This window comes from Psychrobacter sp. H25 (assembly GCF_059076335.1).
Window position 1 is genome coordinate 2,183,865 of record NZ_JCACRV010000001.1, and the last position, 23,763, is coordinate 2,207,627.

The following is a 23,763-nucleotide window of genomic DNA, read 5'->3' on the forward strand; positions in this document are numbered from 1 at the left end:
AGAGACAGATAAAATGACGGCAGTCACCGCTTCTTTATCCGACGATCAGCGTGCTATATTGTCGCTATGGTACGAGGTGAATGCGTCATTGTCTGCCTACCACAAGCTAGTCACCTCTTATGGTAACGCGCAGCTCGCTTGGCAAGCCACAGTAGAGGCGTGGAAGCAGCTGGGTCTGCATCATACTCATCTCAAACGCCACGAGCAGCCAGATCAAACGCGCGCTAGTATCGATAAAATCCAGCAAGCACTCGTTGATAACCGTTATAGTCTACTGTTTGCTGATCAGCCTGATTATCCTATGCAGCTCCTACAGATTTACGATCCACCGCCACTATTGTTTTTTCGGGGGAATAGTGCGCGCCTGCATCAGGCTCAAATTGCTATTGTGGGTAGCCGCAAACCCACTGCACACGCGCAAAAAATCACCTTTGATATGGCGCAATATCTTGCGCAGTCAGGATATATTATTACTAGTGGTCTGGCGATAGGGGTGGATAAACGAGCGCATTTAGGAGCTTTGGCGCAGACAGGTCAGGACTATCAAGGCCGTACTATCGGCGTGATGGGTACAGGGATTGATGTGAACTATCCCAATCATCGTGACCAGTTGTTTGCTCAAATTGTCGATCAAGGTGGCTGCATTATCAGTGAGCTGCTACCGCATACTCAGCCGCACAAGCATACTTTCCCGCGTCGTAATCGTCTGGTAGCCGGGCTCAGTCTAGCCACTATCGTGACCGAAGCCACAATAAAAAGTGGCTCGCTGATTACCGCCCGTCTAACCTCAGAGCAAGGCAAACAAGTCTTTGCGATTCCAAGTCATATTGATAACAGCAATGCCGAAGGCTGCCATCACTTGATACGTGAAGGCGCAACGTTGATCTATCATCCTGAGCAAGTACTAGAAGATGTGAATGCTCAGCTCGACTACGACAATCGCTCGTATAATGCATCAAGCGCTACTACTGACCTAAGTAGCGATCAACCAGCAATAAGTCATTCTCCAAAAGTGTCCTCTGAAGGCTCAGATGTCGAAAAATCGCATAGTAGATCGCTTAGCACAGCGAATAACCAGCAGAAGCCTTCTAACATCAAATCTACTCGTAGCGCGCCCGTTATACCTGAGCATTTAACAGCAATCTACGAGCAGCTCGATTGGCATGGACAGGATTTGGATGCGCTTATTGTCGCAACCAAGCTTGAGCCATCACAGCTCATCGGACAGTTGATGGAACTTGAGCTAATGGGTATTATTAGCGTTCAGGGCGGACGGTACCTACGTGTTTAAAGTGTTACACATGTTTGCTTCTACATATAAAGAAGGCTCATCTATAATGGTAGCGCTCTGAGTTGCTCTTTTTGTTATGCTATTATGAGCATCTACCTCCATCCCAGTATGAAACATTTCAGCTATGAGCCACTCTACATCCTTTGTTACTGATTCTACCGTCCAAGCTGCACAGTGGCTAAAAGAAGGACAGCTGCTTGCGTATCCAACAGAGAGCGTCTGGGGCATTGGCTGTGATCCTTATAACCAAGCGGCTGTACAGCGCATTTTAGACATTAAGCAGCGTCCACAAGCCAAAGGCATGATTGTTATCACTGACAGCGCAGCTCGCTTGACACCGTTATTGGTTGCGTTAGACGATGAGCAGCGAAAACAAGTCATTGACAGCTGGCAGATAGGCAGTGATGATAACGATGACAATGACCTACAGAGTCGTCAAGCCCATACTTGGTTGCTACCCATTCCTGATACTTTGTCTACAGCCATTCCTACTTGGATAACTGGTGAGCATCAGACTGTCGCAGTAAGAGTCATTGCTCATCCGACCATACGTAAACTGTGTCAACAGATGGTCAGTACCCGTAATCCGTTTGGCTTACTTGTCTCGACCAGCTGCAACCCATCAGGTCAATCACCTGCCAGTACTTTCGATGCTGCTTATGCGTATTTTGATGAGCAAATCGGCTATTTGCAGGCGGATACGTTGCATTACACGCTCCCTAGCCAAATCCGTGATGCCATGACCGGCTTAGTTATTCGTTAAAATGTAATATACCCCTTTACACAAAACTGCAATGCAGTCTTCTACAATAACTCCTTTTGACTTTATCATTTATGAAGCAGAGTTCCTTATATAAATTAACTGTTCTTGTATAAAGTAACTGTTCTTGAGCGAGTGATTACGATCGTCATATCATTAAAATAGAAATATCTCTCCTGAGTACCGCCCCAACTAATCTTAATCTTATCTAATCTCATGCTTGCTTTACCAAAAGTATGTAAAAGTCATTTTGATAAACACCACAAAAAAGCAGACGATGGTTATAACCGTTTGGTGTTTATGGAATAACAAATCATTTAACGATAAGTCATAGTTGCAATATTGGTGACAAGCAATATTGGGTACATATAGGGAGCAGGGTATGCATGTTTTAATCAGTGGTGGTTCAGGATTTTTGGGCAGTGCGTTCAGCCGAGAGCTACTGGCACGGTATCGTAAACAAGATAAAGATGTGAGTGTGACTTGGTTGACTCGCGATAGTAGTCAGGCGCACCCCAGTGACGTCAATATGATGACTTATGATGAGCTTACGACGTGTGAGACGAGCTTTGATGTCATCTTAAATTTAGCGGGTGCTGGTATTGCCGATTCACGCTGGAGCGATGAGCGCAAAGAGCAACTGGTTGCCAGTCGTATCAAACCTACGCAATCAATACTCGACTTCATCGCCCGTATCAGCACAAAGCCCAAGCTATTAGTAAGCGGCTCAGCCATTGGCTGGTATGGTACGCAAGGCGACAAACCACTAACGGAAAATAGCAATTACAAAGAAGATTTTGCGCATGCACTGTGTCAGGAATGGGAGGATATGGCACTCAGAGCAACTGAGTATGATGTCCCTGTGGCAATCGTGCGAACAGGTGTGGTTATTCATCCCAACGGCGGTATGGTAGCCAAGTTACTGCTACCATTTAAGTTTGGTGTTGGTGGGCAACTGGGTGATGGACAACAAATCATGAGCTGGATTAGCCGAGATGATTGGGTAAGTGCGGTAATTTTTATTATCGAACAGCATCTTGCTAATACAAAAGCTGCCAAACATATCAGTAAGTCAGTTACTGATGCTATGAGTCTTAACGAACAGGCTTTAGGTGGTAATGTTTCAAATGACCGAGCTTTAGGCGACCGCACCTTAAATAACAATAGCTTAAAGACGCAAAATAATACAACGGCAGTCGTCTATAATCTTACAGCTCCTGATCCTGTGACCAATCACACTTTTACTAAGGCACTTGGCTCGTGGTTACATCGTCCGACAGTGTTTACTTTACCAGAATTCTTGCTCAAGCTCATGTTTGGTGAGATGTCGACATTACTCATCGATGGACAAAAAGTATTGCCAAAAGCATTGTTAGAAGCAGGTTATTCATTTGAACACACTACACTCAAGCAAGCATTAGAAAAGCAAAACCAATAAGTTTCGATTGTTTCATGTGAAACATAGTAAGCTATTCTATATATAGCTTTATTTGCTCTGAGCATCATATATTGTAGTTAATCATGCTCAAGGATCTATCATGCGCTATGCGTTCTTTATTACTATCTTTGTGCTATTGCAGCTGTTCAGTGCAGGTGCGGCGTTGAGTATACAGTGGTGGCTACAACCTTGGATCACCCAAACACTGCAAACTATCGTATGGTCTGCCGTGTTCATTATCACCAATGGCTTATTAGTACTTAGTGTAAAACGAGTCTTTGCGAACAGTTATCGCTGGGTCAGTGGCTGGATGCTGATCATGCATTTCATATTATTAACCGCCTTGGTAGTAAGCTTTTTGTATGGTGGTTATTGGCTAGTAGTATCGCTGATAGGTGAGACAGGGTACGGGTCAAATACGCTTTCTCTTAGGCTGCGAGCACTGGCAGTAGTCGTGTTCTTAGGACTGTTTATTTTTTCGCTATACAGTGCCTATGTCCCTATCGTACGTCATCTGTCTATCAGTATTGATAAACCTTTAGCCAAACCGCTACGCATCGCAGTTGCAAGTGACTTACATTTAGGACGGTTGTTCGGAGTTACAGCAATAGATAGACTCACCCGTCTGATGAACAGTACACGTGCAGATATGCTGCTAATGCCAGGGGATATCATGGATGATAATACAGACGCATTTAATGATTATAGTATGGATAATAATCTAGCCGAACTGTGTGCCAATTTGCCATATGGCGTCTATGCGACGTTGGGTAACCATGATTTGTACGGTCATGAGCGACCAATTAGCCAAGCGTTACGTGATGCAGGTGTGCATCTATTAAATGATGATGTGTTTTGTATAGAGCATGAAGGGCAAAAGGTATGGTTGGTCGGACGTTTTGATAATCATAAACGTCAGCGTGTCGCCACGATAGATCTGTTAGCGGAAGTGGATACTTCACAGCCAGTGATTCTACTAGATCATAGACCGAGTGATATCGACGAGCATAGCCAGTTACCAATCGATCTGCAAGTATCAGGTCATACCCACAATGGTCAGGTGTTTCCTGCTAACTTTATCGTCAGTGCTATCAATAGACTAGGCTATGGATATGAACCAATCGGCCAAGGACATTTTGTAGTCTCCTCCGGCTATGGGTTTTGGGGTATTCCGTTCAGATTGGGTTCACGCTCTGAGGTTTGGTTGATCAACGTGTCTGGTAATACTGATTGATAGATGTTTCTGATTGACCTGTACCTTCGATTGACCTGTACCTTCAACATACTGATGTATTCGTACAATAGCATTTAAAGAAGTGTCTGTGAGTGGTACCTCTAAGTAATAGCACTCTTAAATAACGGCATTTTTAAATAAAAGTACCTGTAAACAAAATACCTTTCAAAAAACCACTATGCTGCTAGCTGTGATCGAGTACTGATGACATTGCGCACAAAGCTACAAAACCCATCGATAATGTCTTTTGTCTCTTGCCCAAGACCTTGATGCACGCTCATAAAATGAATAAAACCATGCGGTGCACCTAAAACAGTATGAGTCTCAACGGGCACATTGTAGCCTTTCAACTGCTTTGCATAAGCAAACGCTTCATCACGCAGTACATCGAGCTCAGAGGCTACGATATAAGTCGGACATACTTTGCTGTTATCGCCGAGCATGGGTGAGTTTAGTATGTGTAGGCGTGGTAGGGGGCTGTCTTTTAGGCAGGCTGCATCAAACACTGCCACGTCAGCATGATCTAACAATAATCCCTCGCCGTATAACTCCCAGCTTGGATAGTCTGTTTCGATATCGGTAACAGGATACAGCGGCATTTGTGCTAAGGGCTTTGGTAGACTGTCTAGTAGCTTGTACATCTTCTGACCTTGAGTGCCCAAGTCTGACCAGGCGCTTTCGGTCGGTGCAGTCAGCTGCTGTGCAATCAAAGTAGATAAACCACCGCCTGCACTATCACCTGCAAGTACGATACGTGATGGCACCGCGCCTAGTGTATGACAGTGTTCAGCCAACCAAGCATACGCTGTGATACAGTCTTTGAGGGCGGCTGGTGCAGGACACTCAGGGGCCAATCGATAGTCGACACTAACAACAGGCCAGCCAGTTTGCTCGCAGACTGCATGGCAGAACTCATGATGTGTATCGACATCGCCGATACAGAACCCACCGCCGTGGAAAAACAGCATCACTGTCTCGTCAGGATTGTGTACTGCCCCTTTTTTAGCGCGTTTTTTATTGGCCTTCGTTTGATAGCAACGAATGGTCATATCACCGTCATCAGCATTAGCTATCGTCTTGTCTTCCCAATTGACAAGCTTTTCGCCCTTTTTGGTAAAGGGTTTAATATTGTTCAGGATGTTGTCGCTAGCTTGCTGCCATACTCTTGGTGCCTGCATTGCCACCGCATCGGTAGTGAACCTTTCGCGAAGCTCATGCATGGGCGTCAGCTCCAAAGGAGTCTTCAGATGACTATTTACAGCGAGGATCAAGCGTAAATGTGCATTGGCATGAAGATATTGTTTTGAGTTCGGACCTTTTAGATAGGCAATTAAGCCCTCTAATATCGGCGTTGGCAAATAACCAAAGCCTTTCATCGCATAATGCAAAGTATGTGGTTGGTACTGTGAAACTGGGTTGTAGCTGAGTACTTTTTCTCTGACGCTCAAACGCTTCTCACGTTGGCTACTTTCTCTTGTTCCATTGGCTGCTTCATCATTCGATGCTAGATGCATCGCCATCAAGGTTTTGTTAAGTAAGGTGTTGATTGATGATACTGTGGGATTAGACATAACATCTCTCATAACGGTTTGGGTGTTTACGATTACATCGAGGTACATTTTGATGTAAGTAATAATATTTGTAGCAATAATAAGGCAGTAGTGCGTAAAGCAGGGTGTTGTTTAGTAATGGCGTGAATAGCAATAGTAAAGTGTTTTGACTAATTGACGTTTTTTTGTACGTTTTGTGAGTAAATATGGAGATTCGTTGACACAACGGAAAAATACTGTGCAACGCTGCTAAAGAGTATTTTGACTATATTTGTCGTAAATACGAAAAAATCCTGCGTTTTAGGCTTGAAATTTATACGCATCACCTTTATCAATCAGCTATTAGAGCGCATTAATAAAAACAATGAGTAAGAATCGTTAGGCATCTGATAAAGGCGCAATACAGCCAACAATTGGCTGAGTCGTTGCGTCTTGTCGTAATTATTATTGTCGTAATCATTATTATTGAAATTCCAAGGAGCTATCATGAGCGAGCAAACCCCAAATAAAGAAACGCTTGACCAGACTGTGGTACACGATAATGTTGAGCATCAAAACAGTATCTTAGAAGAAACCATGAAAGAGTTTGATCCGCAGAACAACTCAGGTGAAGAGGCGACTATCGAAAACGAAATCAACCTCGATACATTCAAAGCACGTATTGCTGAGCTAGAAGGCGAAGTAAAACAAGCCAAAGAAGGTACTGCGCGCGCTAATGCTGAAGCTTACAATGCGCAAAAGCGTGCTGAGCAAGAAGCAGATAAGAGCAAAAAATTCGCCCTGCAAAAATTCGCTAAAGAGTTACTCGACATCGTTGATAACTTAGAGCGCGCTATGGAAAATGCAAATGCAAACGATCCAGTAGCCGAAGGGGTTCAATTAACCCACAAAGCGTTGGTCGCTGTATTGACCAAAAATGGTGTAGAGACCGTCGACCCACAAGGCGAAAAGTTCAACGCTGACTTCCATGAAGCTGTTGGTATTGACCCAGAAGCAGAAGCGGATACGGTTGGTACGGTCTTACAAAAAGGCTATAGCCTAAACGGTCGTCTATTGCGTCCGGCGATGGTTCGTGTTGGTCAGTAGTATTTTTAGGGGCTAAACCCTACTAATATGAAGGTTTTTCACAAAAAACCACAGGAAAGACAGTTTTTGCGTATTTATTGCCTTGAAAAATACGACAGGCAAACCGATATATAGCAACAAGTGACCGACTACGGTCTGGATAAATAAGTATTTATAGTTAAAAACAAATTAGGAGCAATTGATTATGGGTAAAGTAATTGGTATTGATTTAGGTACAACTAACTCATGTGTGGCAGTAATGGAAGGTGACAAAGTTAAAGTCATCGAGAATGCTGAAGGTACGCGTACCACACCATCAATCGTCGCTTATAAAGACGACGAAACGCTTGTTGGTCAGTCAGCTAAACGTCAAGCAGTAACCAACCCAAGCAACACGTTATTTGCAATCAAACGTTTGATTGGCCGTCGCTTTGATGACAAAGTCGTGCAAAAAGATATCGGCATGGTACCTTACAAAATCGCTAAAGCAGACAACGGCGATGCATGGGTAGAAATCAACGGTAAAAAGCTTGCGCCACCACAGGTCTCTGCTGAAATCTTGAAGAAAATGAAAAAAACAGCAGAAGACTATCTTGGTGAGAGCGTAACTGAAGCGGTCGTAACTGTACCTGCTTACTTCAACGATTCACAGCGTCAAGCAACTAAAGATGCGGGTAAAATCGCTGGTCTTGATGTAAAACGTATCATCAATGAGCCAACTGCTGCGGCACTTGCTTATGGTATGGATAAGAAGCAAGGCGATAGCACGGTTGCTGTATATGACTTGGGCGGTGGTACTTTTGATATCTCAATCATCGAAATCGCAGACGTTGATGGCGAGCAACAGTTTGAAGTACTAGCGACCAACGGTGACACTTTCCTTGGTGGTGAAGATTTTGACTCAGCATTGATTGATTTCTTAGTTGCTGAATTTAAAAAAGAGCAAGATGTGAACCTAAAAGGTGACTCTCTTGCGATGCAGCGTCTAAAAGAAGCCGCTGAAAAAGCAAAGATTGAGCTATCAAGCGCGCAAAGCACTGAAGTCAACTTGCCATACATCACCGCTGATAGCAGTGGTCCTAAGCATTTGGTTGTTACTATCAGCCGCTCAAAACTTGAGAGCCTAACTGAAGACCTAGTACAGCGTACAATCGGTCCATGTAAGACTGCACTTGAAGATGCTGGTCTAAAAATTGGCGATATCGATGACGTTATCCTAGTTGGTGGTCAGACTCGTATGCCACTAGTACAGCAAAACGTACAGCAGTTCTTTGGTCAAGAGCCACGTAAAGACGTGAACCCTGATGAAGCAGTTGCAGCTGGTGCAGCGATTCAAGGTGCGGTATTGTCTGGTGATAAAACTGACGTATTGCTACTTGATGTGACGCCATTGACCCTAGGTATTGAAACCATGGGCGGTGTGATGACGCCAGTTATCGAGAAAAACACCATGATTCCTACCAAGAAATCACAGGTATTCTCAACGGCTGAAGACAACCAGCCAGCAGTAACGATTCAGGTATATCAAGGTGAGCGTAAAATCGCTAACCAAAACAAAATGCTTGGTCGTTTTGACTTAACGGATATTCCACCAGCACCACGTGGCCTACCGCAAATCGAAGTGTCTTTTGACATTAATGCTGATGGTATCATGAACATCTCAGCAACCGATAAAGGTACTGGTAAAGCACAAAGCATCCAGATCAAAGCAGATTCTGGTTTGTCGGATGAAGAAGTTGAACAAATGGTTCGTGATGCAGAAGCCAATGCTGCTGAAGATGAGAAGTTCGCTAACCTAGCGCAAGTTCGTAACGAAGCAGATGGTCGTATCCATGCGGTACAAAAAGCACTGAAAGAAGCAGAAGATAAAGTTACTGATGAAGAAAAATCAACAGTAGAAACTGCGATCACTGAGCTTGAAGCGGCAGCGAAAGAAGACGATCATGACGAAATCAAAGCCAAGCTTGAAGCATTAGACAATGCCTTCTTGCCAATCAGCCAAAAAATCTACGCTGATAGCGGTGCTGGCGCAGAAGGTATGGATCCAAGCCAGTTCCAACAAGGCGCTGAAGGTGCAGCAGAAAGTAACCAGGCTGATGACGACGTCGTTGATGCTGAGTTTACTGAAGTAGACGAAGACAAAAAATAATATCAACTCCAAAAACGCGATTAGCTGCGTCAAACTCGCCTAGTCTACTCAGTGTAGTACTTACGCTCGTTTTCTCGGCTACTCAAGTTTTTGAAAGGGGTATAGTCGATACAAATCGATAAGCAGTTAAATCAAAAAAACGCATCTTTCGAGATGCGTTTTTTTATGGCTGTTATTTTTGCTATTTATGATATGCCTTAGCTACTGCTTTCATAGCGTGCTGCGCGCCTATGGTATAAAGGCGCTCACTGCCAGTACTTCATAGGTTAAATTCACAACAGGTTGCCCTGTTTCATTTTCTGCGGAAAAATACCGCCAGTAGTCTGACTCAAATTGCTGTAGACGTGACTTTGTCCATCTAAAAGTCTGAGTATCATGGGCTGACTGTTGTGTCTGATTGGTCGATACACCAGTGAGTTTCATATGTTTTAGGACAGCGTAAGGGGACAGAAATGGTAAATCATAGCGCTGGACCGAAAGCTCAGTATTTTTAAAACCAGCACAGTCTAATGCTGATTGCCATGCATCAATGTCTGGATAACTCAGCCCTTGACCAGTGAGCGTCTTAATTTGCAGGAAGTTATTTGGCGTAAAGGTGCTAAAGACCAGCTGTCCTCCAGATTGTAGGCGCTGTGCTGATTGCGCAATAAAGCTGAGCGGATTGTCAAACCATTGCACGGCATTGGCACTGACTATTAAGCTATGATCTGCTGCCAAATTCATCGTTTCAGCATCGCCGATGGCTATCTCAGCCGTTGGTAGTATCGACTGCAATATCGCAGCTTGCTCAGTACACAACTCATTAATGAGCCAGTGTTGGCTATGAATATGTTCAGCAAGCAGGCGCGTCATCTGACCGGTACCTGCGCCGACTTCTAACACACTTGATTGCTTCGTATGAGCGATATTTGCGAGCAAATACTGACAGACTTCTTGTTGAATACTGGCGTGCTGATCATAGTCACTGGCACTAGCAAAGTGACGAGCGATGGTTTGTTTTCGGACACTAAAGGTATTAGGGGCGCTAAGTATTGTCATGTGCTTTATTCTATCCAAGTGAGTCACTAATCAGCCGATAGTGAGCGCAAACGTTTGTACTAAACGACTATGTCATAACTGCGCTATCAGTTGCTCGCAGTCTGCGGTGGTTAATTTGGCATTCATAACGAGTCGAATGCGAGCGGTGTTTGCAGGAACAGTAGGCGGCCTGATAGGCAAGGCGTAAAATCCAGCGGCTTGGAGCTGTTTTGCCTTTGCCATGGTACGCGCATTGTCACCCAAGATATAAGGCACAATAGGCGATTCATAGGTAGGAGTTTGTGCTGATGATGGGACACGATATTCAGGACTGATGGCTTGGCTCAGTTGTTTTGAAATTTGTGCTAAGTGTACGCGTTGACCAGTGAGCGCTGGCATTTTTCCTAAAATAAAGCGTGTCCATGCATGATTGATAGGGGGGAGTGCAGTGCTAAAAATTAGTGGGCGCATGGCGTTTATCAGCCACTGCTTTGTGATATCGTCACACATGATGTAAGCACCAACTGATGCAAAGGCTTTACCAAACGTCCCTACTAAGTAATCAATATCTACTAAAGTATGTGTTTCTTCTGCTAGGCCCAAACCTGTTTTGCCAAGTACGCCAACAGCATGTGCTTCATCGACATATAATTCAATACGAGCATCTTTAGATTTTAGTTGTACTAGTTGAAGCAAATCCGCGCGGTCACCATCCATACTAAAAATACTTTCAGTGACAATGATGATGCGCTCAACGCTCTCATCTGCCTGCTCAATAAACCGAGCCAAATGTTCGTAATCGTTGTGACGGTAGCGACGATAGGTGACCAGTTTGCTTTGACTCAAGCGCATACCATCGATGATACTCGCATGTACCAGCTTGTCAGCTAATATCAGCGTCTTGACTGGCAGAGCGGTCAACGCGGGCAAAATTCCAAGGTTAGCATGATAGCCACTATTCAATACCAGTGCTGTTTTTGAGTTAAGGATTTTTTGTTTAGGAACGTTTTGTTTTTCTAATGCGCTCTCATACCAATTTTGCAGTTCAGACTCTAATGTTTGTAGCTGGGTATCATTGCCCGTTAATAGTCGTGACGAAGTAGCGCTCATTTTGGGAGGCAGTGTATCAGATGATTGCTCCAACTGATCAAGGAATTCAGCCTGCAACTCGGTATCACCGCCCAAGCCTAGATAGTCATTACTGGCGATATTGAGTAATGCTTCACCTTCTTTAATAATGTAGCGACCATGATGTTGCAGCTCGGGCAGTTGGCGATATTGTTGTTTTGCTTTGAGGTCTGCAAGCGCGACTTGCAAATGATCGGTGATGGCTTTTTTCATCTTTTCTCTTTATTTTTTATCATTTAAGTCGTATTTGACCAAATATTTGGCAAAAATTCTGCGAAATGAGTAGGAATTATTGCACAAACGGAGCGGTTGTAACAAAAGGTTTCATATCTAAGCCTTTGTAACTAGTGGACTGATAAATGCTTTCAAACTTTAACTTTCATACCATTAAACACTGACAGAGTGTCTGAAATAGTTTGTTACTATATCCTCATCGTTAGCAGACAAGACGATAGGTCACTAAGACCACTATAAATAAACAACTTGTTTGTCCCAACTTTCTCTGAGGAGCTAATAATGAAAACTCTACAAAAAACGTTACTTGCACTAGCAACTGGTTCTTTACTTACTGTTAGCGCACAAGCCGCTGTTAACTATGGCAATGGCTATACAGGCCAGCCGTACGTTGGTGCTAAAGTCGGTCAATTCGATTTAGATATCGATAATGCTGATGATCCAACTGCCTATGGTGTGTATGCTGGTTACAACTTTGACCCTAACTTCGGCGTAGAAGCTGAGTATGTTGGTTCAGATGACGCTGACTATAGAGGCGGCGACATCGATGCCAAAACATATGGTGCTTATGGTACTTACCGTTATGCATTCCCAAATACTGGCTTATATGCGAAAGGTAAGCTAGGTGTAGCGAAAACTGAAGTAGAAGCATCTAATACTAATTTAGGTTTGTCTGATGGTTCAAGAGACGATACTAATCTTGCTGGTGGTGTAGGTCTCGGTTACGCAGTAAACTCTGACTTCAGTGTTGAAGCTGAATACGACATGTTAGGTGATGATGTAGATCTAATGACTGTTGGTGCACAGCTAAAATTCTAAGCACTTAGCCTAGATTAAGCATTTAGTTTAGGTACTGCAATAAAAAACGATCACTGTAAGTGGTCGTTTTTTTTCGTCTAAAATTATATAAAACATATGTTTACTTTATTGGATAATTTGGTATGATATCGCACTACTAGAAACAAGTGGAATATAGTCGAGTAGTATTTAAGGTTAAACAAATCATTTGTTTATTAAACCCAAGGTTGAGAATAGTCTATGAAAAATCTACAAAAAGCGTTACTCGCAGCAATCGTCGGTTCAGTAATGACCATGAGTGCGCAAGCGGCAATCTCTTATGGTGCTGGTCAATCGTATGTTGGTGCTAAAATTGGTCAATATAGCCCAGATGACGTAGATGATGATGCAGTATCATACGGTGTTTATGGTGGTTACAAATTTACTCCAAACTTTGGTGTTGAAGCTGAATATCTAACCACTGGTGATGCTGATGCTTTCGATGACAGCTTTGAGAAATCTGAGTACAGTGCTGAGGTATACGGCTTATATGGTACTTATGATTACGCTTTTCCAAACACAGCTCTATATGCTAAAGGTCGTTTAGGTATCGCAAAGAATAAAATAGATGCAGACTATACAGATAAATTTGACGCTAGCGAAAACGAAGATTTTAGCTATTCTGATACAGGGTTGGCTGGCGGTTTAGGCATTGGATACAATATTACTCCTGTAGCAAGCGTCGAAGCTATGTATAATTTTTATCCTACCATCGAAGATGAAGGCGATGATTTAGACTCTAATGGCATTACGTTAGGTGCACATTACAAATTCTAAGTCTCAAACCTTAGCTAAAAAATGATCACTTAGGTGGTCGTTTTTTTTGCCTAAAATTCGTAACAGATATTTTGGGCGCACAGTATGTAAATGTGTATCAGAAATACGGTTAAAGCATTGTTATCCTTAAAAATATGATACATTAAAAACTGGAATGATAAAGATAGGAATGGTGGCAAGGATGGAGATGTTTTTGATGATTGAACCTTGGCATTGGCTGGTATTGGGCTTCTTACTATTGATCGTTGAGATGTTTGTGCCGACGTTTGCCAGCTTGTGGTTTGGCGTAGCCGCTGTGATCATTGCGGCCTTAGCATGGTTGCTCCCTATTCCTTTATTATTTCAGGTGCTGATCTGGCTTACGCTTTCAGTTTTTTTTATGCTGGCTTGGGTCAAATACATCAAGCCGCTATCCATGAGTCGCAAAAAGGCGGCGCAAAGCAGTAATTTAGTGATTGGTGAGACCGGTATGATCGTGGTCAAACCGCAAAAAGGTATCCCTGGTATGGTACGCTTTAACGTACCTGTTTGGGGAGCGGATGAGTGGCCATGCCGCACAGCAGGTGCGAGGGTGGAGATGGGCGATCGCGTGGTGGTCTTAAAAGTGGTTGGCGATGAGCTAGTGGTTGCTCCCACACAGCGCCTCCAAGCACCTAAAACGATACGCCCAAATATTACACCGACACTCAATAGCCAAGTACCTGCAAATACTCAAGTGTCTACCAAAAAACCTAACGGAAATAGACTGAGCTTGCACAAACCTGACCCCACAGAGACAGGCACTAGCAAATGACGCGCATGATATACCGAATATTTTTAAATCAAGGTAAAAAGGACATAAATCACGTCGCTGGCAAACAAGGCGAGGATCAAGGAGAATCGTATGAGTAGCATCTTAAGTATTTTAAATGGCGGCGGTATCGTGATGTTGGTATTAGCAGCCTTGGTGGTTTTTACTGTCTTTAAGAGTGTCTGTATTGTCCCGCAGGGGTACAAGTGGGTCGTGCAGCGGCTGGGTAAATATCAGCAGACCTTAGAGCCTGGCTTTAGCCTTATTATTCCCTTTGTGGATAGAATCGCCTATAAAGTTACTACCAAAGACATCGTACTAGATATCCCATCGCAAGAGGTTATTACCCGCGATAATGTGGTCATCATCGCTAATGCGGTCGCTTATATCAATATCCTACGCCCAGACAAAGCCGTCTATGGTATCGAAGATTATGAGCATGGTATCCGTAATCTAGTACAGACATCATTGCGCTCAATCATTGGTGAGATGGACCTTGATAATGCCTTATCGAGTCGTGATGAGATCAAGACATTACTCAAACAAGCGATTTCAGAAGACATCGCTGATTGGGGTATTACGCTCAAAACCGTAGAAATTCAAGACATTAACCCCTCGCAAACCATGCAAGCCTCTATGGAAGAGCAGGCAGCAGCAGAGCGTTTACGCCGAGCGACAGTCACCCGTGCTGACGGCCAAAAACAAGCGGCTATATTGGAAGCAGATGGGCGTCTTGAAGCGTCACGTCGCGATGCTGAAGCGCAAGTGGTACTGGCCAGAGGTTCAGAAGAGTCGATCCGTCTTATCACAGCGGCGATGGGTGATGAAGAGATGCCGATTGTCTACTTACTTGGTGAGCAGTACATCAAGTCTATTCGCCAACTGGCAGAGTCTGATAACTCAAAAATGGTGGTACTACCAGCAGATATCTTGAGCACTGTAAAAGGTATGGTCGGTGATAAATTAAAAGTGTAGAAAGTGTAGTTAGCCAGTCATAAAAAAAGACCTCATATGAGGTCTTTTTTTATGACTGATAATTGGTTTTTGAGTCGTAAGCTCAGATCACTTTTGAGAAGTGACCTTTGTGTTTATCTTTCAAGTACTCATCAAACACCATGGCGACATTGCGACCAAGCAGGCGTCCTCTTGGTAGGACACGAATACCTGCTGCATCCATATCGATTAGTCTGTCATTTTGCATCGTCCCTAATTGTTGAATCTCATCAATAAAGTAAGTAATGGCATCGATACCAAACTTTTGATTCACATCTTTAAAGTCGAGATAGTCATGACAGAGCAGGTTCATAATGACATATTCACGCAATCGATCTCTGATAGATGTCTTGATATATTTTACAGCAGGCATAACAAGAGGGTTAGACTTCGCCTTGTCTATTCTAGCTTGATAGGAGTGTAGATCGGTATCGTTTTGCAATATATAGCGGGTGTTGCTATTGGCAATCTGACTGATAGATGAGACACCAAAGCCCAATAAATCACAGTCGCCCATGATGGTATAGCCTTGAAAATTGCGATGTAATTTACCTTGGCGCTGGGCAACAGCCAGCTCGTCATCAGGCTTGGCAAAGTGATCGATGCCAATGTATTGATAGCCAGCTTCGGTCAGTGTATTGACAGTATTGCCGAGCATGGCAAGTTTGTTAGCTGGAGTTGGTAGGTCATCATCTTTGATCTGACGCTGAGCTTTAAAGCGCTCAGGTAGATGCGCATAGTTAAAGACTGACAGACGATCTGGTGACATCTCGATAATACGCTGTACAGTGTTGCCCAAAGTATCAGGCGTTTGATGCGGTAAACCGTAAATGAGGTCAATATTAATAGAGCCAAAACCAAGCTTACGCGCTTCATTTAACACATTTTCAATCATTTCTGCTGAGTGCACGCGATTGACGGCGATTTGTACCGTTTCATCCAAATCCTGTACACCCAAGCTGATACGATTGAAACCCAGGTTGCGCAGCATTTGTAGGGTATTGTCACCCAGTTCACGTGGATCAATCTCGATAGAGTAATCACCTTCATCTTCAGGTAAAAACTCAAACTGAGTGTTCAAGAACGCCCACAGTTTTACTATTTCCTCATCACGCAAAAACGTTGGTGTACCACCGCCTAGATGGAGCTGCTTGACCAGTGGTTTTTCGCTGCCATCTGGCGCAGATAACAAACGACGTTTCAAAGCAATCTCAGCGATCAGGTATTGTAGATAGTCACCAGAGTCGCTGTTTTTTTTGGTAATGATTTTATTGCAGGCACAGTAATAGCAAAGGTGACGACAAAACGGAATATGAAAATACAAAGATAGTGGCGCGCGCGACTCACGATTTTGAAGAATTTTTGTCTCAAGAGCAGTCGTCTCGAGTCTGTCCGGTATCGGCGTGAACTCTAACGCCGTTGGGTATGAAGTATAACGTGGGCCTGAACGATTATACTTGTTGATGACGGTCTCATCGAACGGTGGTAATTGCTTACTGGTGATGCTACCGCGGGTGCTGGCATAAGGGTTGTCTGGTTGCATAACAGGGCGCACCGTGGTGGGCGAGTCGTCCGCACGGTTGTAAGGCTGTTGAGTGTGTTGTTCTGAGTAGTCTGTCATGCGATATTCCTCGTTTTAACGCCGAACATACGGATTCTTATATGGTTAGTCGTTCAGTAAGTGAATGCTAGCCTTATTTTTAGAAAGCTGATAAGAATATTTGAGCAGGTTATTGGTAGCTGTATTCATCACCGAATTTATGATGGCTAGTATAACAAATCCTTATTGCCAGTGGGGTGGTTGGTCAGTGTGCTCAGCTATTAAAATACAGCGGTTACTTTGACACAGAAAACCCCAGCACTTTGGATAAAAAAACCCCAGCACTGGGCTGAGGTTTTTATATTTCTGCTTTACTTATCTACTTCATTTTGCCAATGCTACTCTCTCAGTTGAATGGTACCACCAACCGCTTGGTCATTGACTTCGGTTTTACTAAAAGGCAGGCGTATCCAGTCTTTGGCTGAGTAACGGCGTGTCTGATCACGGTGATAGGGGCGCGTACTGTCTGAGGCTTGTGAATACGCCAGTAACGCTTCTACGACAGGACCGTTGCTATCAAAAGTTACGGTCTGCATATAGGTAGGACCGTTGGTAATTGGCTTATAAGTACCATCTTCATTGAGTCCTGGGCCTTGAGCGACATTGAAGATACCTTCGCGTCCAAGTCCGCCATGCATAGAGATTTTTTCGTTATTACTACCTGCGTCGATGACGTACTGTAAGTCTGCCAAAGAGGCATCAAGGGCGATACGTTTACCATTGAAGTAGCTAATGGCATCTCCCAGTGCTTGACGCGTATTATCATTGATAATCAGGTCACGTGGTGTATTGACAGGGTCATTGATATCGAACTTCACATTGAAGGCATCATCTGTAGTTTCAGTAAAGTCGACGCTGCGCCAAAACTCTCTGAATACATGAGCACCTTTGCTATCTAGGTTGTTACGGCGATCCCAATTGCTCAGAATATTACAAGCTTGAGTGGCATCGATAGTACCACCGCTAGTCAGTGGCATCATAGGGTTTGTTGTACAGTCTGCCAATACATCATCGAGTACGAGCTCAGCAACATAGCTGCGGTTGCCATAGACCACGTCTTGCATATTATCCAGATTAAAGGTGGTGCCACCAAGTTGGTCTGCATTGCTCAGTCGATCTGAGATCTGTGTCAGTCCCATACGCGAACGCATCAGTAACGGTACGCCTTCTACTGCATTGGGTCCTAAGAATGGCGTTAGACGACGACGTAGGAGCGGTGAGAACCCAGTCAGTGGCTGCTGTGGATTGCTCAACCAGTAACTGTCGTTTGAGTTGGCGACGTAATCATCACGAATCAAAAACGGCAGGTTTGAGCGTCCAAAAATACCTGCTTGCGGCGAGTCAGCATCATTGCCCCATTCACAGGCAGCGCTAGCACCATTGAGTGCTGGCAAGTCTGCTGCAATCAACGCGCCAAGGAATGGACCAGCATTGGCACTACAAGCTTCAAGCTTATCTTTGGTGACATGCGGTACGGTTGAAATATCGGCGTACAAGGCCTTGCCGTAGCGATCAGTGGCAATGGTGTTAACGAACCCAAGACCAAGGGTATCTTGCATTCTATCGACTAGGTCTTCGACGCTCGTGGCTTTATTCATACTACGCCATTGATTGAGGGCACGCGGATTTTCAGATGCCGCATCACGAATGGTATAAGCGAGATTGTTATCACCCCAGTTAGGCAGCTGATCGTTTAGTGCTTTTACATTCAACATTGGCCCATATTGAGATAGATATAAAGACTCAACGCGCTCCCCGCCATCTGGCAACTGAATCGTTACCTCGACTTCTTCGATATCACGCTGCTCAAACACACCGTCACTATTTTGATAATTGTATTTCATAGGGTCACCATTTACCAAGCTAAGCTGATAAAGGGTAAAGCGTTTGGCGGTAGAGACCGTATGACTCCATGCCACATCTTTATTAAAACCGATATTGATAAAGGGCTGGCCTTGTTGAGCGGCGCCCATCACATCGAGCTCACCTGGCAAGGTCAAATGAAACTCATAGAAGCGCTGTACGCCCTCCCATGGCTCATGTGGGTTGCCGTACAAGATACCGCTATCAGTACCGGTTACCTCGCTGCCAAATGCGTAGGCGTTGCTACCACCTTTCATCGCATTGATTGTTGAATTATCGAAATCAGCTACTGGCTCTGGGCTGACAGTACGCATTCTACTGCTGTCCATAGTCATATCTTGATCAGGCGGTGCTGCTGCGACGATAGATCTGACAAAGTTAGACAAGCCGCCGCGCAAGTTTGCTTTGCCGTAGACAGTCAGCAAATCATCAATCGTAATCTCACGTACCCATTCGGCGCCAGCGCAGTCAGGATTGATGTTATCAACCCCTGTATCACGTAGATACCGGCTATAGCCAGCAGCGTAACCTGTGACAGCATCAATAGTCTCGGGATCCTGAGCGGCCAAGAAACTAGCGCGTCTCTCTGGAGAGTTATACCAAGTATAAAAAACGTCGCTGTCTACGTCACCGTCGTCACCGAGGTAGCGCATGCTCTGTCCGCTGGCTACGACGACCTCACGTGCTAGTGAACAGATGTTGTCCTCCGCAAAAGCGTAACCTACGCCGTAACCGAGCCCTTTATAATCCTGTGCCGTAATATGCGGAATGCCAAATTCAGTGCGCTGAATATCTGCAGCGTAGGTAGTCTCAGAATCAAAGGGATCGTCATCGCCATCTGTGAAACAACCAGACAGTCCTACAGAAACAGCCACTGTGAGTAGCGCGAGCCTAGGCACACGCTGAGGAAGCATATCGATGCTCATAAGCTTATCCATCCATGGTTAGTTGGTGTGTATAAAGCGGATAGCAAGAAGCCGCTTTATATAGACAATAAAATCCTTTTATTGCCAATGCTCTGATTGATTTTGAACACTAGTAGTGACTTGATGTTTGCTGAGCAGCAAACAAGAGTGGTATCAAACACGCCTCAGTCTTTAGCCAGTAGGATCAAAATTAAAAGAACATTTGCTCATCATATAATACTATTTACTCACTATACCAGTGATAAAACACGACATTTGCGCACTGATAAATAATACTCTATCATCAATTACCCCCTAATATTAGGAAAACACTGATGTCGTTTGCTCAAGTCTATACCCGCTCAGTCGTCGGTTTGCATGCTCCCAAAGTCATCATTGAAGTTCATCTGTCGCAAGGGTTACCTGCGTTGACCATCGTCGGTCTGCCTGAAGCAGCTGTACGCGAGAGCAAAGACAGAGTGCGCTCTGCTATTCTTAATTCAGGGTTTCAGTTTCCCAATCGGCGTCTCACGATTAATTTAGCTCCGGCTGATCTACCTAAAGATGGTGCACGTTTAGATTTGCCAATAGCCATAGGTATATTGGCGGCAAGCGGACAGCTTGAGCCAGAGGTGCTATCGAAGTTTGAGTTTATAGGAGAGCTGGCACTTAACGGTGAACTGCGGCAGGTCACTGGCAGTTTGGCAGTTGCTCGCGCGATCAAAGCGGAAGGGCTAGCATCAAAACTATCGCAGACACCGCAACTTATCGTACCAGTTGATAATGGGGGTGAGGCCAGTCGCGTCGATGGCGTGACGATACTGGCCGCGCAGAGTCTAAAGGCAGTTTGCGACCATCTGCAATCACTGACTGACCCAAGCAGAACTTATGACTGCTTGGAAGTAGTGCAGCCCCGTCCAGCACCGCAGCATGTCGGGTATCAAGTAGATTTAGCGGATGTTAAGGGACAGCATCATGCCAGACGCGCGCTAGAGATTGCAGCAGCTGGTGGTCATTCGTTGTTGTTTACTGGACCGCCAGGTTCGGGGAAGACGCTTATGGCATCACGGTTGCCGACGATACTGCCTGATCTGAGCGATGAAGATGCGCTAGAAGTTGCCAGTACGTACTCAGTGGCAGACAGCGATTATGACTATGGGACAAGGCCGTTCAGGCAGGTTCATCATACGATATCGGCCGTCGCATTGGTTGGTGGTGGCTCACGACCCAAGCCGGGCGAGATTACTTTGGCGAACAAGGGCGTTTTGTTTCTCGATGAGTTACCAGAGTTCGATCGCAGCGTACTTGAGGTGCTGCGTCAGCCGTTAGAGGCCAAGCAAATTACCATTAGCCGTGCCAATTCTCAAATGACCTTTCCGGCGAACTTTCAGCTGGTCGCTGCTATGAACCCTTGCCCGTGCGGTTATGATGGTGATACCTCAGGGCGTTGTCGTTGTCGACCTGAGCAAATAAAACGCTACCAAGACAAATTATCAGGGCCGCTATTAGATCGTATTGATCTGCATATCACCGTACCAGCGCTGCCTATTGCTGACTTACAAAACACGCAGGCAGGTGAGACGTCTAAACAAGTGCGTACTCGAGTAGCGACTGCGCATCAGCAGCAGTTAAAACGGCAACAAAAAGTCAATAACGAGCTGAGCCCTAGTGAGATCGATCAGTACATTGAGCTGGGTGATAGTGAAAAGCAACTATTGCAGCTTGCCCAGCAGCGTTTGAACCTCTCTGCTCGTGGTTATCATCGGGTACTGCGAGTTGCTCGCACCATCGCTGATCTGGCCAATAGTACTGATATTAATAGCGCCCATGTGTCTGAGGCACTGAGCTATCGCAGCAAAGCGTAACCTTTGTTTTAGCAAATTTTTTGGCAAGCCCTTCTGAGCACTGGACAGATATTATTGTAGATTAAATGCTATCTGCCATAATCCAAGTAACCAAGTCGGCAAAATTATCAAATGCTGCGGTCGGGTTTAGCTCACGAATATCTTGTCCGTAGTTATAGCCATAAGACAGTCCAAGCGTATCCATATTGGCGTTTTGTCCAGCCAACATATCGTTTCTAGAGTCGCCAATCATTATTGCTTGAGCAGCATCAATATCAAGACTTTTGCAGACGTGTAGTAGGGGCGCTGGGTCTGGTTTTTTGACAGGTAAACTATCACCGCCCATCACTTCACTGAACAAATCCTGCCAGCCAAATGACTGTAGTATTTTTGGGACAAAACGAATGGGTTTGTTAGTCACCAAGGCAAGCGTATAGCCAGCGCCATGGAGTTTTTTGAGTCCTTCGTCCACATCTGGATAGGCGACAGTTTTGCTACCGCTTAGCTTGTTATACGCATCAAGAAATACGCGTTCTGCGTGATCGGCTTCCTCAACCGTTAACTCGCTGTCTGTCACCTCTACTTTACCCACCAGCGCGCGCTCTACCAGCAACCGTGAACCATTGCCTATCCAATTGCGTATGGTTTCGATAGGGTAGGTTTCCTTACCAAGGGTGGTCAGCATAGCGTTGGTCGCATCGGCCAAGTCTGGCACGCTATCAATGAGTGTGCCATCAAAATCAAAGATCAAAAGCTGCTTGTCGTTATTGTTCATTTCTTTTTTACTCATTGCTTTGCCTATTGGTTAATGGGTTTGCGTTTGCTCTTGTGGTTACTCGACCTCTTTGTAGCGTTCGCGATGCTCTTTTTTCATTCTTAGATAATCTTTATTCTCTCGGCACTCGTCCCATTTGACCTTAAAAATTCGCGCAGACTCTGCTTTGATAGGATCCTCGATTTGCCTTGGCAACTCTTCGCGACCATGAGCACCGCTTTGACCTTTTTTATCATCAGGGACCGCGCCTTTATACTTTTTGCCGCCTTTATGATTGGCATAGCGACGAGCGCGGGTATAGCCCATTTGTATAAACTTACGTGCCATATCCGCACCAACAAAATCATCGTCGGCCAAGTAGTCCAAAAACATCTGATAAATCGTCTCACTACTCTCGGTGGCGATATCAGGCGTGGCAAAGCGCCAGTGCGGTAGGATTTCAGACTTATAAGGTTCTACGAGTAATACTCCTTGCTCACCGCGGCCTACACGATACAACTCAGGCTGCGCACGCAAATCTAAGTTTTTGTAATCTAAGTCGTAATCAAATTCTCTCATAATGGCTACCCTTGTTCTTTATTATAATTGGTCTCTACTCACATATGGTTATTGAGTATACTGAGCCAAGCTGTTTAGAAAACAGGATAGAAATGTTATGCAATAGTGACGGTGTGCGACGAGCATAAATAACAGGCATAAAAAAAGCCCCGAACATCGCTGTTCGGGGCTTTTTAGAATTCTATTAACGAATGGTGGCTCGAGGCAGGTTCGAACTGCCGACACACGGATTTTCAATCCGTTGCTCTACCGACTGAGCTATCGAGCCGTCTTCGTTGAGGTCGCTATTAAACTAAATATACGCGTCGCTGTCAAGCTATTTTCGAATTATATCTAATAAAAGACGATAAATAATCAGATATGGACAAAATTAACCGTTTTAGCGCTCGGTTTAGTCTTTTACGCGCAGCAGTTCATACTCGCTCATAATACGGTGAATATCAGTATCAGCAGGTACAAACTCACGGACGCCTTTTTTGACCTCCGCATCATAGACCAATTTAATAAATTTGGCATCGATGGCGCGTTTGCGATTCTCCGGATGCACGGTGAGATACTGCAAACGTTTGGCATCGGTCTGTCCATCATCAAAACACCCAACCGCAGCGATAGGTTTGTCATTGAACATACCGACATATAGGGTCTGTCCGCGTTTAAACCCTTGCTCAACGATATTTAACACCTCAGTACCATTAGGCTGCGTATCATCGCTATCGTACAATGCCTGCAAACGCTCTGCTAGCTCATTGTCGCGAGATGGTTTTTTGATGAGTGGTGCATCCAAACTATTGATGGCGATCGCTTCTAAAGGCATAGTGGTTCCTATAAATAGAGGGTTTTTATAGTATAAGGGTATAGTACGGGACAGCACAAAGTCATAACACGGCACAACGTTATAAAGAGTAGGCTACAGAATAGAGTATCTAAAAGTTGGTGCAAGTCATGATTGATAATA

General features: G+C 44.6%; 19 protein-coding genes and 1 tRNA gene. 11 read left to right on the plus strand and 9 right to left on the minus strand.

Going from position 1 to position 23,763, the window contains the following annotated elements; all coding sequences use genetic code 11:
- Window positions 1-13 precede the first annotated feature (13 nt).
- From dprA to AC5JPO_RS08865, 4 genes are all read left to right on the plus strand, one after another.
- Window positions 14-1,291, plus strand: a complete 1,278-nt coding sequence (gene dprA / locus AC5JPO_RS08850; RefSeq protein ID WP_493853888.1) for a DNA-processing protein DprA — start codon at window positions 14-16, stop codon at window positions 1,289-1,291.
- 124 nt (window positions 1,292-1,415) lie between these two features.
- Window positions 1,416-2,054: an L-threonylcarbamoyladenylate synthase gene (locus tag AC5JPO_RS08855; RefSeq protein WP_493853889.1), complete on the plus strand. Its 639-nt coding sequence runs from the start codon at window positions 1,416-1,418 to the stop codon at window positions 2,052-2,054.
- A 379-nt stretch (window positions 2,055-2,433) separates the two neighbouring features.
- Window positions 2,434-3,489, plus strand: coding sequence for a TIGR01777 family oxidoreductase (locus AC5JPO_RS08860; RefSeq protein ID WP_493853890.1), 1,056 nt, complete (start codon window positions 2,434-2,436; stop codon window positions 3,487-3,489).
- Between the two features lie 100 nt (window positions 3,490-3,589).
- Window positions 3,590-4,723, plus strand: a complete 1,134-nt coding sequence (locus tag AC5JPO_RS08865; protein ID WP_493853891.1) for a metallophosphoesterase — start codon at window positions 3,590-3,592, stop codon at window positions 4,721-4,723.
- A 176-nt stretch (window positions 4,724-4,899) separates the two neighbouring features.
- On the opposite strand, the gene AC5JPO_RS08870 is transcribed toward AC5JPO_RS08865, so the two are convergent.
- The gene (locus tag AC5JPO_RS08870) at window positions 4,900-6,294 is read right to left on the minus strand and encodes an alpha/beta hydrolase (RefSeq protein ID WP_493853892.1); all 1,395 of its coding nucleotides are present in this window, start codon (window positions 6,292-6,294) and stop codon (window positions 4,900-4,902) included.
- 465 nt (window positions 6,295-6,759) lie between these two features.
- Between AC5JPO_RS08870 and grpE the strand changes: the two genes are divergently transcribed.
- Together grpE and dnaK are read left to right on the plus strand one after the other, a co-directional pair.
- A complete protein-coding gene (grpE, locus tag AC5JPO_RS08875; RefSeq protein WP_493844042.1) occupies window positions 6,760-7,359 on the plus strand; it encodes a nucleotide exchange factor GrpE in 600 nt (199 codons plus the stop codon).
- A 184-nt stretch (window positions 7,360-7,543) separates the two neighbouring features.
- Window positions 7,544-9,487 (plus strand): molecular chaperone DnaK, encoded by a 1,944-nt coding sequence (gene dnaK / locus AC5JPO_RS08880; RefSeq protein WP_319050831.1) that lies wholly within the window; start codon window positions 7,544-7,546, stop codon window positions 9,485-9,487.
- Window positions 9,488-9,715: 228 nt separating this feature from the next.
- On the opposite strand, the gene AC5JPO_RS08885 is transcribed toward dnaK, so the two are convergent.
- Window positions 9,716-10,525, minus strand: a complete 810-nt coding sequence (locus AC5JPO_RS08885; RefSeq protein ID WP_493853893.1) for a methyltransferase domain-containing protein — start codon at window positions 10,523-10,525, stop codon at window positions 9,716-9,718.
- Window positions 10,526-10,597: 72 nt separating this feature from the next.
- On the minus strand, window positions 10,598-11,845 hold the full coding sequence (locus AC5JPO_RS08890) for an 8-amino-7-oxononanoate synthase (RefSeq protein WP_493853894.1): 1,248 nt from the start codon (window positions 11,843-11,845) through the stop codon (window positions 10,598-10,600).
- A 303-nt stretch (window positions 11,846-12,148) separates the two neighbouring features.
- On the opposite strand from AC5JPO_RS08890, the gene AC5JPO_RS08895 reads away from it, so the two are divergent.
- The 4 genes from AC5JPO_RS08895 to AC5JPO_RS08910 all read left to right on the plus strand — a co-directional run bounded on the left by AC5JPO_RS08895 (window position 12,149) and on the right by AC5JPO_RS08910 (window position 15,245).
- Window positions 12,149-12,685, plus strand: coding sequence for a porin family protein (locus AC5JPO_RS08895; protein ID WP_319050834.1), 537 nt, complete (start codon window positions 12,149-12,151; stop codon window positions 12,683-12,685).
- Between the two features lie 219 nt (window positions 12,686-12,904).
- A complete protein-coding gene (locus AC5JPO_RS08900; RefSeq protein ID WP_493853895.1) occupies window positions 12,905-13,480 on the plus strand; it encodes a porin family protein in 576 nt (191 codons plus the stop codon).
- 196 nt (window positions 13,481-13,676) lie between these two features.
- Window positions 13,677-14,273 (plus strand): NfeD family protein, encoded by a 597-nt coding sequence (locus tag AC5JPO_RS08905; RefSeq protein ID WP_319050836.1) that lies wholly within the window; start codon window positions 13,677-13,679, stop codon window positions 14,271-14,273.
- Window positions 14,274-14,363: 90 nt separating this feature from the next.
- Window positions 14,364-15,245 carry an SPFH domain-containing protein gene (locus tag AC5JPO_RS08910; RefSeq protein WP_493853896.1) on the plus strand — a complete coding sequence of 294 codons (882 nt, stop codon included), beginning with the start codon at window positions 14,364-14,366 and terminating at the stop codon, window positions 15,243-15,245.
- Window positions 15,246-15,327: 82 nt separating this feature from the next.
- Here AC5JPO_RS08910 and hemN read toward each other — a convergent pair whose 3' ends face one another.
- Together hemN and AC5JPO_RS08920 are read right to left on the minus strand one after the other, a co-directional pair.
- Window positions 15,328-16,806, minus strand: a complete 1,479-nt coding sequence (hemN, locus tag AC5JPO_RS08915) for an oxygen-independent coproporphyrinogen III oxidase (RefSeq protein ID WP_493854031.1) — start codon at window positions 16,804-16,806, stop codon at window positions 15,328-15,330.
- Between the two features lie 395 nt (window positions 16,807-17,201).
- Entirely contained in the window at window positions 17,202-19,652 is a 2,451-nt protein-coding gene (locus AC5JPO_RS08920) for a penicillin acylase family protein (protein ID WP_493853897.1), read from the minus strand.
- Between the two features lie 314 nt (window positions 19,653-19,966).
- Here AC5JPO_RS08920 and AC5JPO_RS08925 point away from each other — a divergent pair, with 314 nt between their 5' ends.
- Complete coding sequence (locus tag AC5JPO_RS08925) at window positions 19,967-21,496, plus strand: YifB family Mg chelatase-like AAA ATPase (protein ID WP_493853898.1); 1,530 nt, start codon at window positions 19,967-19,969, stop codon at window positions 21,494-21,496.
- A 61-nt stretch (window positions 21,497-21,557) separates the two neighbouring features.
- On the opposite strand, the gene AC5JPO_RS08930 is transcribed toward AC5JPO_RS08925, so the two are convergent.
- The 4 genes from AC5JPO_RS08930 to AC5JPO_RS08945 all read right to left on the minus strand — a co-directional run bounded on the left by AC5JPO_RS08930 (window position 21,558) and on the right by AC5JPO_RS08945 (window position 23,622).
- Entirely contained in the window at window positions 21,558-22,265 is a 708-nt protein-coding gene (locus tag AC5JPO_RS08930) for a phosphoglycolate phosphatase (RefSeq protein ID WP_493853899.1), read from the minus strand.
- 42 nt (window positions 22,266-22,307) lie between these two features.
- Window positions 22,308-22,808, minus strand: coding sequence for a DUF4385 domain-containing protein (locus AC5JPO_RS08935; protein WP_493853900.1), 501 nt, complete (start codon window positions 22,806-22,808; stop codon window positions 22,308-22,310).
- 192 nt (window positions 22,809-23,000) lie between these two features.
- Window positions 23,001-23,076, minus strand: a tRNA-Phe gene (locus AC5JPO_RS08940).
- A 123-nt stretch (window positions 23,077-23,199) separates the two neighbouring features.
- Entirely contained in the window at window positions 23,200-23,622 is a 423-nt protein-coding gene (locus AC5JPO_RS08945) for a hypothetical protein (protein WP_319050843.1), read from the minus strand.
- Window positions 23,623-23,763: the final 141 nt, after the last annotated feature.